Source organism: Flavicella sp., assembly GCF_037132785.1.
Classification (GTDB): Bacteria; Bacteroidota; Bacteroidia; order Flavobacteriales; family Flavobacteriaceae; genus Flavicella.
On the sequence record NZ_JBAHZZ010000078.1, the window covers coordinates 1 to 14,598 of the forward strand.

Here is a 14,598-nt window from a genome sequence, read left to right on the forward strand (position 1 = left end):
ACCATTTGTTTCCATGTTTCTGCCCCACAAATTACCGAAATTATACCAATAAGAAGGATGTCAACCAAATCATGTAACTTGTTTATATCGCTTCTAGGCTCTTCTACCTTACCAAAAATACTGACTAATTTACTTTTTGAATCCATAATTCTATTTACTTTATTATCAGTGTAATACATGAAAAAACAAACAAGATAAACAACTACAAGCCAATCGAATTAACTTGAAAAAAGTGTGAGTTTTCCCTGAGCTAATCTGTTGATTTAGGAGATCCATTATCAAAGTGTTTTTTATAAATCCACTCTCCCAAGAAACAAGTGACAATTAAAGAAAGTGCAACAATTACACTTGTTAAATTACCTTTTATCTGTTGTAATATCAACACTATCAAAGCTACGAAACACAAAATAAACCCCGTCATAGAGATCAATCTATTGCCGTCAATTTCTTTAGATAATTTAAAAGCAACATAATTTACAATTCCAAAGATCAGTAAAAAACCAACACTTCCAGCTGTAGAAATACTTTCTAATTCTAAGGTATTTGCAACAACTATTGTCACAATTGCTGTGATTAAAAGCCCTATAGGCTGATTCCAAACTTTTCCTGTTAACTGATGTGGCAACTCGTCATCTTCTGCTATTTCAAAACTTACTCTACTTCCCCCATATAACGAGGCATTGATTGCTGAAAAAGTTGAAATCAAAGCTGCAATGGTTATAATTGTGAAACCAACCTGACCCAACATGGGTTTTGCGGCTTCTGCCAGTACATAATCTTCAGCATTTGCAATTTCATCAAACGGCAAAGAGCCAACAGTTACAATTGCAATTATGATGTATAAAAAAATTACAAATACGACCGAATATTGATAGGCTTTTGGGATGTTTTTTTTAGGGTTTTCAATATCAGGAGCTGCATTTGCAATCAATTCAAACCCTTCATATGCCACAAAAATCACCATTCCACCCGCTAAAATATGTACAGAACTGACCCAGTTTTCAACACCAAGCTGAGATAAATTAGGATTTCCTATTAAACCATAACCTCCAATTAGAATAAATGAAATTAATATGATTAATTTAATAACCACGGCATACGTTTCTATTTTTCCAACGACTGCAATGCTATAATAATTTATCCCAGTAGCTAACAAAATAATGGCTGTTGCATATATATGTGAATCTATTACGGTACTCTCTGTTAACTTTAATAAATTAGGCGCATACGACCCAAAAGCTGAAGCATACAATGCCAACATGATGATATAACTTACCCAAAGCAAATTATTGATAGCGCCACTAAAAACAGACTGACCAAAGGCTTCGTTTATAAACCTTACAGTCCCTCCTTTATCAGGAAACTTCAGAGAAAGTTTAGAATAGGCATAAGAAGTAATCAGAGCTAACAAACCTGCTACTAGAAAAGAAATATACGTTGCGCCCTTTGCAATGGAAACTGCCAGACCTAACACTGCAAAAATCCCACCACCTACCATACCTCCGATACCAATGGAAATTGCAGCTTTTAAGCTAATTTTATCTTTCATAAATTCTATTAATTTGTTTATAAAATTCTTAGGCAATCAATCCTCCCTTTAGTTTTTTATTTCAAAAACTCAAAGGATGTTTTTATAGTTGTGTTTAGGTTTGTCAACTTCAAGTGAAGTCAAAAGAAAAGTTCTAATAATTATTACTGATTTCAATTCAAAAACAAATTTTAAATAACTATAATTATTTATCTAATCTTTATTGTCTTTCAGACTAATAATCTAATACTTAAGCCTAAACTTAATATAGGTAATTGCTTTTTTAACTTCTAAATACTGCTTTTCATAAAAAGTTTGTGTATTTAAAACGTCTTCCGGAGTATAAGCATTTGTATAGATATCATGATGTGCATACAATACTTCCTGACCTTGACCATGCAATAATCCCAAAGTATATCCATGCATAAACTCACTATCTGTTTTTAAATGCACAATACCTTCTTTATTAAGAATATGGTGGTATTTTTTTAAGAACTCTTCATTTGTTAAACGATGTTTTGTTCTTTTGTGCTTTATTTGAGGATCTGGGAAAGTAATCCAAATTTCACTCACTTCATTTTCATCAAAACAAAAATCTACCAACTCAATTTGAGTTCTAATAAAAGCCACATTAGGTAAATTTTCTTCTAATGCTGTTTTTGCACCTCTCCAAAACCTAGCGCCTTTGATATCGATTCCAATATAATTGACGTTTGGGTTTTTCTCTGCTAATGCTATTGTGTATTCTCCCTTGCCACAGCCCAATTCTAAAACAATTGGGTTACTGTTTTTAAAGAATTCATCCCATTTTCCTTTATATGGAAAACAGGTTGTTACTTCTTCACGAGTCGGTTGAATAACGTTAGAAAATGTTTCGTTTTCGTTAAAACGTTTTAACTTATTTTTACTTCCCAAAAGAAAAATCTATTTAGATAAATCTTCAGTACCTTCTTTCTTGAATCTTAGAGATTCTTTCATCCAATAAGCTAATAAGACAAAAAAGATTCCGATAAAAATAAAATTGATGATATTAGTTGTCCACCAATTATCCGAACTTCTTATCATATCAAAAGGTTTAAAAAGACCTTCTGTGAATAAATCTCCGATGATTCTAAATATATTGTTTGCTATCATAACTTAAATTATCTTTACGTTACAAAAATATAAAAACAAAACATGCTAGCCAATTTTTTTGATAAAACAAAACCAATTAATAATATTGTTCTTATTTTTATTTTTATTGTAATTTATTTCACCCATTTCGTATTGCAGCAAACTATTACAAACGCTGATGTTTTGTGGTTAAAAACGAGTGTCTATTTTTTTTTCAATCTGCTATTTCTGATTTTTTGCTCCTATTTTTTTATCAAAAACGGCATTTCTAATGAAAACTTACACAATACTTTTATTATAATATTGCTTTACTGCATCTTTCCATCAACATTTGAGTCGGAGAATTTGTTATTTGTGGCACTGTTTTTTTTGTTCATTTACAATAACTTGGCCCAATTAAAAGGGAAAGGAAACAAACAACTTACACTTTTTGATTCGGGAATTTACACGGGTATTTCTTTTTTACTCTTTGACTGGTCTATTTTGTTTTTAGCCTTTATTTATACGGGAGTCTTTTTAGCTCAAAAGGTGAGTTTTAAAAACCTGATCTCACCCATTATAGGATTTATAGCCCCAGTATTTCTATTCTTCACCTATTGCTTTTTAACCGATAATACGAGTCTATTTGTTGAAAAATTCGCTTTTAACTATTCTATGAATTTTCATTCATATCTTACTGCTCCAATTCAAATTTCACTTATATTTATTTCCATTGCTTTAACAGTTAGCATTGTTTTTGTTGTGCCAAAAGTGCTATCTATAAGTAATCCATATCGCTATCAATATGTTTTAGCTATTGCAATGTTATTTACTAGCTCTTTAGCAATCCTATTAGATACAACTAAAAATGGTAATGAGTTTTTATTACTCTTTGTGCCTGCATCAATTTTCATGGGTCGATTTTTAAAAACTATCACTAGCCGGATTCTCAAAGAAGTATTTTTAATTTCATTTGCTGTTTTTTCATTATTCATTTTGATAAAATATCCATAAAAAAAGCCTTTAAGAATTTTTTAAAGGCTTTTTTTATGGATTTATAGACCTTATAATTGAGTAGCTTTTAAACTTATATCTGCCTTTAAACTCATGACCATTGTATTGCCTTGAGTTATCATTTGCATTTTCATATCCATCACAATATTCGATACTAATATTTCTCCCGTTTTTCTATCCAAAATAATATTTCCAGCAATAACAGATTCCAATATTTTTACGGAATCAGTTTCCTCTTCTATCATATTACCTGTTACTGACAAAAGCAGTCTCTTTCTTTCTATTCCAGTTAAAGTATATGTATATTCGAAATCACCTATTTGCTTCATCTGTATAGACATCGTCCACTGATCTCCGACTTTAACCTTCTTCTCAGGGAATTGAATAAATTTATTAGATATTTGCTCTTCTAATTCCAGAGCTTTTGAAGCAGAAATTTTAGGAAAGAACTTTGCAATGTTTAATATTTCTGTGAATTCTCCTTTTGTATTGATACTCATAGTAAGAGGTTGTTCCAAGACGCCTTCAAAAATCTCTGTCATTTTCAACGCATAAGGATCTGTCTCATCTTTGTTATCAGAATTATAAGAACCATTCATCATGGGGTTCTTCATGTCCGACGTGATTTTATTAATAATCACATCAATTTCATTGATCTTTTTCTTTCTTTCTTTTGTTTTATACAGCATCTCAATGCCCATATTCACTTTAGTTTGCATATTTTGTTCGCCTACTTTAATATTCATCTCCATAATGGCAGACATTTCGTTTTTTAAGGTAGATCCTATTTTAGGTTGATAACGAATCAAAACAGATTTTTGGGCGAAGGAAGCAACAGAAATAAACAGTGCTACACATAATATTTTATAATATTTCATAATTTAATTTTTTGTCAAATGTAATAAATTTTATAAAACCAAAAAAAGCCTTTAAAGACATTGACTATTTGCTCTTTTGTAACCATTCAGAGATGCTTACTTCTTTATTTATAATTCCTTTCAAGTCAGAAATAAGAACTCTCTTTTGCTTCATAGTATCTCTATAACGAATTGTCACTGATTGATCATTTAATGAATCGTGATCGACAGTAATACAAAATGGAGTACCTACTGCATCTTGTCTTCGATAACGCTTACCTACTGCATCTTTTTCGTCGTAGATTACATTAAATTCGAACCTTAAATCATTAAAGATTTCTTTTGCTATCTCAGGCAATCCATCTTTTTTTACCAATGGAAAAATTGCTGCTTTTGTCGGAGCCAAAACTGTCGGTAATTTTAATACTGTTCTTGTGGTTCCATTTTCTAAAGCTTCTTCTTTTAATGAATTTGAAAAAACGGACAAAAACAAACGATCCAACCCGACAGATGTTTCTATTACATATGGAACATAACTCTCTCCTAATTCTGGATCAAAATATTGTAACTTTTTACCTGAATGTTTTTCATGTGCTTTTAAATCAAAATCTGTTCTTGAATGAATTCCTTCCAACTCTTTAAATCCAAAGGGGAATCTAAACTCAATATCAGCTGCAGCATCTGCATAATGTGCTAATTTATCATGGTCATGGAAACGGTAATTGTCTTCACCTAAACCTAATGATAAATGCCAGTTCAAACGTATTTCTTTCCATTTTTCATACCACTCTTGTTGAGTTCCTGGACGTACAAAAAATTGCATTTCCATTTGTTCAAATTCACGCATTCTAAAAATAAACTGACGTGCGACAATTTCATTACGAAAAGCTTTTCCTGTTTGAGCAATTCCAAAAGGAATTTTCATTCTTCCCGTTTTTTGAACATTTAAAAAGTTTACAAAAATCCCTTGAGCTGTTTCTGGGCGTAAATATAAATCCATTGCTGAATCAGCAGAAGCTCCAAGTTTTGTTCCAAACATTAGGTTGAATTGTTTTACGTCAGTCCAATTTTTAGAACCAGACAAAGGACAGCCAATTTCTAACTCCTCAATCAAAGCTTTTACGTCCTCTAAATCTTCTTTTTCCAAGGACTGACCCATTCTTTTTAAAATAGCGTCCCCTTTTTGCTTCCAGCCTAAAACTCTAGTATTTGTAGCTAAAAACTCTTCCTTTTTAAAGGCTTCACCAAACCGTTTTTTTGCCTTAGCAACCTCCTTATCTATTTTTGCGTCTAATTTACCAACATAGTCTTCAATTAAAACATCTGCTCTGTAGCGTTTTTTAGAGTCTTTATTGTCAATCAATGGATCATTAAATGCATCTACATGTCCAGACGCTTTCCAAGTGGTTGGATGCATAAAAATTGCAGAATCTAATCCGACAATATTATCGTTCATTTGCACCATAGATTGCCACCAGTACTCTCTAATATTTTTCTTTAATTCAACACCGTTTTGAGCATAATCATATACTGCACTCAAGCCGTCATAAATTTCACTGGATTGAAAGACATATCCGTATTCTTTTGCATGTGAAACTACTTTTTTAAATTGATCTTCTTGCTTTGCCATGCAGCAAAAATAAGTATTTTCTTTATTTATATCTACTCAATATTCTTGTTTTTAATCCCTAGTACTTCAAACAAAAAAAAGAGCGAGGAAACCCTTGCTCTTTTTAAATGTTTTATTCAAAAAATTTATATTTTCAAATACCGTTATTTTAAGGTTATTGTTGTTTTTCCGACAGTATTACCATCTAAAATAATTGTAATCGAATAGGCTCCTTTTATATTTTCTTTTCTATTTACATCAGTAATTACAATTACTTCAGTATCAATGTTTTGATAATCAATGGTAGTCGTGTCAGAGTAATAAATTTCTTCCTCTCCATTTGTTATCTTTCCTTTAGAAGCAATAACAGTTCCTTCTACATCTTTAATAATAATGTAAGCTATTTTATCTCCACCAAGAGTCAAAGTGTTTTCATCAATTTTAAATGAGACTTTAAATACATCTGTATATCTTGCTCTAGATGTCTCTTTTAAAGCACCTGAAGATCTTTTCTTCATTGAAACAACAGTCAGCTGACCTACTTCCAATTCAGATGCTATAGCAACCTTCGCCACCAAAACCTCATTTATTGCCGATAACTCAATACCGGCTGCTTCTTGTGTTTCAATAATAGCTTTAGCAGCAATAACCTCTTCATTTAATTTTTCGTTTTGATAGGTCAATTCATCTACTTCACTAAGCAACTTTTTATTCTTTTCTTGCAAAGAATATACCTTGTTTCTATATGTCTTAATTGTAGAATAGCTAGCTCTTTTTTCTGCTTGTAAAGAGTCTCTATAAGTAATAACTCCTGCTCTTGCCGCAATTAACTTAGCATTCATTGTTGTGTTTTCTGCTATTTTAGCGTCGTACTTTACGACTAAGCCATCCAATTCAGCTTTGATATCTGCTTTATCTGCCTCTAACTCTGCCTGCAACGCTCTGTACTCAGAATTAGAATAAAATGTATATGCCAATGCCAATATTAATAGTATCCCTAATACTATTGTAATTAATTTATTTGATTGTTTGTTTTCCATGCTAATTTAATTAAAAATAGTAGTCAAACTTAACACTTAATTATTATATTTCCTCGTTTATTTGGGATTAAACACAGGTAAAACCATCCTTTTATAAGAAATACTTATTATCTTTAAGAAAAAAGGCAATGATTTTCTCTAAATTTAAAGATGTTTTACACCTTTTTTACCCTAATACATGTCTTGGTTGTAATAAACATTTAAGTTATTATAGTACACTACTGTGTGTACATTGTTTACACGACCTTCCCTATTCTTACTATTCGTGTTGGGAAAATAACCCTATCGAACAAATCTTCTTTGGGAAAATATCAATCCAATGCGCAACTTCGTTATTTCTCTTCCAAACAAATAGCAGCTTAAAAACTCTAATTCACGAACTAAAATATAAAAACAATCAACTTGTAGGTGAATTTCTTGGAGATTTACTCCTCTTAGATTTATCAAAAAGCGATCAATATAAACAATTAGATTGTGTTATTCCAGTTCCTCTACATCCTGAAAAATTTAAACAGCGTGGATACAATCAACTTTCAATATTAGGTCGTACTCTTTCAGAGGGTTTGTCAATTCCTTATATGAACAAACTACTTGTCAAAACAAATAGTTCAGACACACAAACAAAAATGAACAAATTAGATCGTTGGAAAAACGCACAAGAATCCTTTCATTTAACGGACAATAAAATCTTGGAAAATAAAAATATCCTTTTGATTGATGATGTAATTACAACAGGCGCAACAATTGAAGCTTGTGTAAAAGAACTTAGTAAAACGAAAAACATATCAATTTCCATTGCTGCAATTGCCCATACCATTAACTTTTAAGTTTTTACTTTCTAACTTTCCTAAATAAATTGTTACTTTGTAGCTTCAAATAAAATTTATTTTGACTGTGAAAAAACTATTTTCTTTTTGCCTTTTTTTTTTAATAGTTATTGTTTCTACAACCAATTGTGCTAAACAAGGAAGTCCTAGTGGAGGACCTAAAGACACCATTTCTCCTGTTATGGTTACTGCTACGCCTGAGTACGAGGCGATTAACTTTAAATCAAAAAAAATAAAACTACAATTCGACGAATATATTAAATTTGAGGACCTCAACAAACAACTTATCATTTCCCCTCCCTTAAAACACGCTTTAGACATCACGCCCGTAGGTACTGCAAGTAAAAGGGTCACCATTAAAATAAACGATACTTTAAAGGAAAACACTACTTATTCCATTAATTTTGGGAATAGTATAGTAGACAACAACGAAGGAAATCCATTAGGCAGTTTTAAATATGTTTTCTCTACAGGAAGCTATGTCGACTCTTTAGAACTTTTTGGTGTAGTAACAGATGCTTTCGAAAGAGAGTTTGAAACTAATATTTCGGTTCTTTTATACGAGGTGACAGAAAATTATACAGATTCCATTATTTATAATGAAAAGCCGAGTTATATGACCAATACACTTGATACTATTATATTTGACATTACGAATATTAAGAAGGGAACTTATCAATTAATTGCCTTAAAAGATTATAATACCAATTTCCAATACGATCCAAAAGAAGATAAAATTGCCTACGCAGAAAACTATATTAAGATTCCGACAGATTCTTTTTTCACCCTAAAACTATCCAAAGAGATTCTAAATTTCAAACTAAACAAACCTTTGGAAAACAGAGTTGGTAAAATTATTTTTGGCTACCAAGGTGATAAAGAAGGGGTAGATATTAAGTTAATATCGTCTATTCCAAAAGACTTTAAAAGCTTTTTAGTAAAAGAAAAAAACAAGGATACCTTAAATTTCTGGTACACACCATTTGAAACAGATTCACTTCAGTTTTTGGTTAAAAAAGACACTTTTGAAAAAATATACACAGTAATGCTTAGAACTAAAAAACAAGATTCCTTAGCTGTTTATGCACCTATCACCAATACAATACACCCGAAAGACACCTTTTGTTTAGAGTCTAATTTTCCATTTGAATCTGTAAATATAGAAAATATATTTATTACTGATCATGATACTTTGGCTGTCAAATTCAAACCTAGTTTTAACAAAGAAAAGTCTAAGTTATATATAGATTTTGAAAGAACGAGAAACGGTAGTTACCAAATTGATGTTTTGCCAAATGCCTTTAAAAGTTTTTACGGAAAAACAAATGACACCCTTCAATATGTTTTAAAAACACTAGACATAGAAGCATACGGAATCATTGAGCTAGATGTAATAAACCCAAATAACAAACCGCTTATTATAGAACTTCTAACAAGTAAAGACAACGACGTTGTGCTTAAAAGAACCACCTCAAAAAGCGAAAAATACGAATTTGTAGATTTAAAACCCGACACTTATTTGGTTAGAATTATCTTTGACGATAATAAAAATCAAAGATGGGATCCCGGTAATTTCTTGAAAAAGATACAACCTGAAAAAGTATTCTATTACAAAACAGAAATAAAGCTAAAAGCCAACTGGACGATTAGTGAAACTATCGATATTGAAAGTATTCCTTAAACTAACTTTCTCAAACCTAATATAACTCCTAAATGGATTCCTTCATGGAATAAGTTAAAGGTTGCTGCAGACTTAATATCTACTAATGTTACATTTACGCTTGTGGTGTATTCAGCAAAGTTTTCAAAACCCCTTTTCTTGTAATCTTCTTCAAACTTAAGAGCTAAAGAAATAAACAATTCTTTAATCTTATCGAATTCTTCTTTTGTTACATCTATATTAGGAGAGGTTCCTTTTCTGTATAAGTCAATCATTTCTTCAGAAACCAAACATGGCAAACCTGATAATTTATAACAAATTAATTGCTGTGTAACCACCAAATGCCCAATATTCCAAGCGATATTATTTTTAGCCCCTACTGGAATTTTATTTAATTGTTCTATTGATAATTCTTCGATAAGCGTTAACATAAAAACTCTTCCTTTACCCAAGCTGTCAAAAACATACTCCATAATACCTTGTTTTTTATTGAAATTTTTATAAAAATAACTGTTTTTAGTTTGAAAACGTATTATTTTTGAACGAATTAAAAGTTATAAAATAGAGCCTATCAAATGAATAAAATTTTTTACTTAAAAACCTGTGATACCTGTAAGAGAATTCTAAAAGAATTGAATTTAGACGGCGTAGAGCTACAAGAAATAAAATCACAAGAGATTTCTACTATTCAACTAGAAGAAATGCATATACTAAGTGGCAGCTATGAGGCTTTATTTAGCAAGAGAGCACAACTTTATAAATCGAGAGGTTTAAAAGAGATGAATCTTTATGAAGAAGATTATAAAAATTTGATTTTGGAAACCTATACTTTTCTTAAAAGACCTGTTGCCATTGTCGAGGGAAAGATATTTATTGGAAATAGCAAAAAAAATATTGAAGCTTTAAAAATTGCTCTGGGATAAAAAACGAGAATTTGACAGGCTTGGATACACTTAATCTTAGATCGTGGAAAAAAAGGGGGGGGGTATTGAAAAATAAAAAGAGAGATGTTAAACATCTCTCTTTTTATTTTATTTTTTTGCTCTTAACATCGGGTTAAGCTCATCGTCATTATACATTTTCATTTGTTTGTACACCTTCATATACTTATCTCCATTTTCAACATCTACAATCAAATCATCAATGGCAGTTGACAAATCTATACGCTGCTCTAATAAGATATTCAGTTTTAATTGACAAGCCGATTTGTGATCTAAAGTAGCCGTTACTCTTGTAGCTTCTTCACGCATATGATATATCTTTAAAGCCAGAATAGATAGTCTGTCTATTGCCCAAGCAGGACTTTCAGAATTTAGCTTAGCTGTTTTTTTTTCAACAATATTTTCATACTTTTTTAGAAAATAGCCATCAATATACTCAACCATATCAGTTCTGTCTTGATTGGAAGCATCAATTTTACGTTTTAATTCCAAAGCTTCAACAGGGTTGATATTTGGTAGTCTTATAATATCTTCAAAATGCCATTGTACAGTATCAATCCAACATTTCCTATATAATAAATGTTCAATCGTTGCCGAGTCATAAACATTCTCAAAAGGTTGATCTACTGAATCAACAATATGATACTTGTTAATTACACTGTCAAAAATTTTATTGTAATCCGATGCCTTCATCTATTCTTTTCTGTTTATTAATATTAAGTAAATTTACGTGTTATTAACGTAATAAATCGTTCTTCATACAATTCTTTTCCTTTCCAATCGTAATCCAATTTTACCATGTTTGACACAAACTGAATGGCTTCTTTTTCAGTTTTATACGAATTTAACTGAGATAAAACTCTGTTAAAGTCTTCTTGGCTTCCGTCAAATAAATGTTTTACAAACGCAATTCTATCATTCAATCCTATTTGTAAGTTGTTCCCTATAAAAACATCATTCAAAGATTTTCTGGGAGTCGCTATTCGTACTGCATTTTCAAAAATTTCAGAGGAAACATCTAAAGAAATCGTACCTTCCAATTCTTTCTCTAACGTGTTTTTTGTAACTGCTAATACAATTTTTTCTTCTTTTTTAATTGAAAATAAATCTTCTTCTTGAGTTTTAGTTTTTTCTTCTTTTACATCCAGCTCTTCTGGAATTGCCTCAACTTCCTTCTCCTCAATCACTATTGTTTCTTTTTCCGCTACTAGCTCTTGCTTCTCAAAGACTACCTCTTCTGTTTTTTCTTCTTTAATTATTTCAACGGCTACTTCTTTTATTTCCTCAGTAGATACTTCTTGTAACTCATTAGTTAAATTTTTACCTTCTATTATATTTCCAAATGTCTCAACCCTTTCTAAAATTTCATCTTTAGATACCGCTGGTGTTGCTTCAATCAATCGATCTACAAAAGCAAGTACCGAAAGTTTTTCATAAATCTCCCTGGCTTTTTCTTTTAAAACTAAAACATCATCTTTGTTTTTTAACTGCAAAATACTATGAGCTAAACTCACTAATTCCGATTCTATTTTTTTGTGCATAACTTGATACTTTTTGAATACCGATACTAATATTTTTTTGATAAATTTGTCATTAGCCGACTGAAACTTCAGTCGAAATGATTCAAGATTTTAAAATTACAAAATGTTTCTCGAAAACACGGTAAATCACACAGAACAATTTGGATGGATAGAAGTTATATGTGGCTCTATGTTTTCAGGTAAAACAGAAGAATTGATAAGAAGACTTCGCCGGGCAAAAACAGCAAAACAAAAGGTTGAAATTTTTAAACCGACGACAGATTCTCGTTACGATCCAGAGTTAGTTATATCTCATGATTCGAATAAAATTCGCTCCACTCCTGTACCTGCGGCATCTAATATCCCTTTGTTGGCAAATGATGTTGATGTTGTTGGAATTGACGAAGCTCAGTTTTTTGATGACGAGATTATTACCGTGTGTAATGATTTAGCAAACCGTGGAATTCGTGTTATTGTAGCGGGCTTAGATATGGACTTTGAAGGCAAGCCTTTTGGACCGATGCCTAATTAATGGCCACCGCAGAATATGTCACAAAGGTACACGCAGTATGTGCCAAAACTGGAAATCTGACACACTTTAGTCACAGAACTACAGATGATAAAAAATTAGTAGTTTTGGGGGAAATAGAAAAATACGAACCTTTAAGCAGAGCAGCGTATTACAAAGCTACTCTAAAAAACAAATAACAATTCAAGCTAAGCAACATGGGAAATTCACATGTGAGTGTTTTAGAACTCAACCAAAATGCTTTAGAGCATAATATCACTTATTTTAAAAACAAACTACAACCAAACATAAAATTAATGGCAGTAGTAAAGGCATATGCTTATGGTCATGATTCTGCGGTATTAAGTAAAATTCTAGAAAAAAACAAGGTAGATTATCTTGCCGTTGCTTATACCGAAGAGGGCGTGATCTTAAGAAAAGCTGGTGTCAACCTGCCTATTTTGGTTTTGCATGCCCAAATTCGAAGTTATGCCTCTTTGTTGGAATACAATTTAGAACCCAATATTTATTCTGAAAACACACTAGCTGCTTTTATTGATTTTGCTACAAAAAACAAATTATCATCTTATCCAATTCATCTAAAGTTTAATACGGGCTTGAATAGACTGGGATTTGCACAAAACGATACACATAAAATTATCAGCTACCTAAAACATAATGATTGCTTAAAAATACAATCTGTTTTTTCTCATTTGTCGGCAAGTGAAGATTTAAATGAGTCAGAATTCACCAAAAATCAAATCAGAAAATTCAATACGATTCGTAAAAACTTTTTAGATACTTTTGATTATAACATTGATTTTCATTTAAGCAACACCTCTGGAATTATCAATTACCCAGAGGCACATTATGATATGGTTCGTTTAGGAATTGGAATGTATGGCTTTGGAAATGATATAAAAGAAACAGTACAACTAAAAAATGTAGGCTCTTTAAAAACTATTATATCACAAATACATGTAGTAAATATTGGTGAGTCTTTAGGCTATAATAGAGCTTATTTTGCAAAAGAAAAAATAAAAACGGCAACACTTCCTATCGGTCATGCTGATGGTCTTTCTCGAGAACTTGGGAATAAAAAAGGATCTGTTAAAATCAAGAATATAAAATGCCCTATCCTTGGAAATGTTTGTATGGACATGATTATGGTTGATATTAGCAATGTAGACTGCAAGGAAGGAGATGAAGTAATTATTTTTGACAATCAAGAAATGGTCAATGAGTTGGCTAAAAATTCCAATACGATTTCCTATGAAATTATCACAGGAATTTCTCAGAGAATAACAAGGAAACTAATTTGATTTTATATAATTATTAAAAAACTCAAGCAGACCCCGTGTTTTAATTAACATATTTTTCAGACCTTGCTCTACGAGCAGTAGTCCTAAAATCTTGTTGTTAACTCGGCGTCAATATATGGTTGTATTTTGCGTCTTTAAATTTTGAAAAAATTGATACTAGATGTGATGCCAAACTAGCTGAAACTACCCTATGCACCTTGGACTCGCATGGCAGTTTGACGTTGTTAAACGAGAATTTGACATCGATATACCCTTAACAACAGCGGGGATACTACTTAAGACCGTTGCATAATGCTCTTTTCAGTTTTATATTTCAATTTTTACTTTTTTAATCTAAAATTTATGTTTTTTTTACATTAGTGTCCGACTAAAATACGATTTCTATTAAAAGGGGTGTTTAAGGTCAAAAAAACTGTTTATTTTTTGAATATCGTCAATAGCAAGGTGGCTAATGGAATAATTTAAGTTGAAGATCGGTTGGTTTTGAGGAGAGTTCTATCCATTGTTTATTTGGATTTTCAAGAAATTTAAAAAGATTAACTGAGTTATACGCCTAGTGTCTGTTTTATATTTTTTTGATATTTAGGTTTTTGTAGTACCATTCTAAGAATTGTTTTATGAAAAATGGATTCTTTGTATTGTGACCTATTAATTCTAAAACAAAATTCATCAAAATAAGC

General features: G+C 31.2%; 14 protein-coding genes and 2 pseudogenes. 6 read left to right on the top strand and 10 right to left on the bottom strand.

The genetic code is table 11. The annotated features are described in order from the left end of the window. Positions 1-250: 250 nt before the first annotated feature. The 3 genes from V5787_RS05070 to V5787_RS05080 all read right to left on the bottom strand — a co-directional run bounded on the left by V5787_RS05070 (position 251) and on the right by V5787_RS05080 (position 2,662). Positions 251-1,549 carry an APC family permease gene (locus V5787_RS05070; RefSeq protein WP_336892183.1) on the bottom strand — a complete coding sequence of 433 codons (1,299 nt, stop codon included), beginning with the start codon at positions 1,547-1,549 and terminating at the stop codon, positions 251-253. A 222-nt stretch (positions 1,550-1,771) separates the two neighbouring features. Then, complete coding sequence (gene trmB / locus V5787_RS05075; RefSeq protein ID WP_336892184.1) at positions 1,772-2,443, bottom strand: tRNA (guanosine(46)-N7)-methyltransferase TrmB; 672 nt, start codon at positions 2,441-2,443, stop codon at positions 1,772-1,774. A gap of 9 nt (positions 2,444-2,452) precedes the next feature. Continuing rightward, entirely contained in the window at positions 2,453-2,662 is a 210-nt protein-coding gene (locus tag V5787_RS05080; protein ID WP_336892185.1) for a hypothetical protein, read from the bottom strand. Positions 2,663-2,704: 42 nt separating this feature from the next. Between V5787_RS05080 and V5787_RS05085 the strand changes: the two genes are divergently transcribed. Continuing rightward, positions 2,705-3,634, top strand: coding sequence for a DUF6427 family protein (locus V5787_RS05085; protein WP_336892186.1), 930 nt, complete (start codon positions 2,705-2,707; stop codon positions 3,632-3,634). A gap of 50 nt (positions 3,635-3,684) precedes the next feature. On the opposite strand, the gene V5787_RS05090 is transcribed toward V5787_RS05085, so the two are convergent. The 3 genes from V5787_RS05090 to V5787_RS05100 form a co-directional block, all read right to left on the bottom strand. Continuing rightward, positions 3,685-4,512, bottom strand: a complete 828-nt coding sequence (locus V5787_RS05090; protein WP_336892187.1) for a DUF6263 family protein — start codon at positions 4,510-4,512, stop codon at positions 3,685-3,687. A gap of 64 nt (positions 4,513-4,576) precedes the next feature. Next, complete coding sequence (locus V5787_RS05095) at positions 4,577-6,121, bottom strand: glycine--tRNA ligase (RefSeq protein WP_336892188.1); 1,545 nt, start codon at positions 6,119-6,121, stop codon at positions 4,577-4,579. Between the two features lie 143 nt (positions 6,122-6,264). Beyond that, positions 6,265-7,140: a hypothetical protein gene (locus V5787_RS05100; protein WP_336892189.1), complete on the bottom strand. Its 876-nt coding sequence runs from the start codon at positions 7,138-7,140 to the stop codon at positions 6,265-6,267. 128 nt (positions 7,141-7,268) lie between these two features. Between V5787_RS05100 and V5787_RS05105 the strand changes: the two genes are divergently transcribed. Then, positions 7,269-7,967, top strand: coding sequence for a ComF family protein (locus V5787_RS05105; protein ID WP_336892190.1), 699 nt, complete (start codon positions 7,269-7,271; stop codon positions 7,965-7,967). A 67-nt stretch (positions 7,968-8,034) separates the two neighbouring features. Beyond that, positions 8,035-9,648, top strand: coding sequence for an Ig-like domain-containing protein (locus V5787_RS05110; protein ID WP_336892191.1), 1,614 nt, complete (start codon positions 8,035-8,037; stop codon positions 9,646-9,648). On the opposite strand, the gene V5787_RS05115 is transcribed toward V5787_RS05110, so the two are convergent. Beyond that, the gene (locus V5787_RS05115) at positions 9,645-10,100 is read right to left on the bottom strand and encodes a DinB family protein (RefSeq protein WP_336892192.1); all 456 of its coding nucleotides are present in this window, start codon (positions 10,098-10,100) and stop codon (positions 9,645-9,647) included. The two genes, V5787_RS05110 and V5787_RS05115, sit on opposite strands and share 4 nt — an antisense overlap. Before the next feature lie 102 nt (positions 10,101-10,202). Between V5787_RS05115 and V5787_RS05120 the strand changes: the two genes are divergently transcribed. After that, positions 10,203-10,550, top strand: a complete 348-nt coding sequence (locus V5787_RS05120) for an ArsC/Spx/MgsR family protein (RefSeq protein WP_336892193.1) — start codon at positions 10,203-10,205, stop codon at positions 10,548-10,550. Positions 10,551-10,658: 108 nt separating this feature from the next. Here the strand turns inward: V5787_RS05120 and V5787_RS05125 are convergent, their stop codons facing one another. Then, positions 10,659-11,261: a DUF4254 domain-containing protein gene (locus V5787_RS05125; RefSeq protein WP_336892194.1), complete on the bottom strand. Its 603-nt coding sequence runs from the start codon at positions 11,259-11,261 to the stop codon at positions 10,659-10,661. A gap of 23 nt (positions 11,262-11,284) precedes the next feature. Then, positions 11,285-12,109, bottom strand: coding sequence for a hypothetical protein (locus tag V5787_RS05130; protein ID WP_336892195.1), 825 nt, complete (start codon positions 12,107-12,109; stop codon positions 11,285-11,287). A 103-nt stretch (positions 12,110-12,212) separates the two neighbouring features. Here V5787_RS05130 and V5787_RS05135 point away from each other — a divergent pair. Both V5787_RS05135 and alr read left to right on the top strand, forming a co-directional pair. Next, a pseudogene (locus V5787_RS05135) lies at positions 12,213-12,796 on the top strand (thymidine kinase). A gap of 18 nt (positions 12,797-12,814) precedes the next feature. Next, positions 12,815-13,918, top strand: coding sequence for an alanine racemase (gene alr, locus V5787_RS05140; RefSeq protein ID WP_336892196.1), 1,104 nt, complete (start codon positions 12,815-12,817; stop codon positions 13,916-13,918). A 545-nt stretch (positions 13,919-14,463) separates the two neighbouring features. Here the strand turns inward: alr and V5787_RS05145 are convergent. After that, positions 14,464-14,598: pseudogene (locus tag V5787_RS05145) on the bottom strand (IS1595 family transposase); the annotation flags it as partial.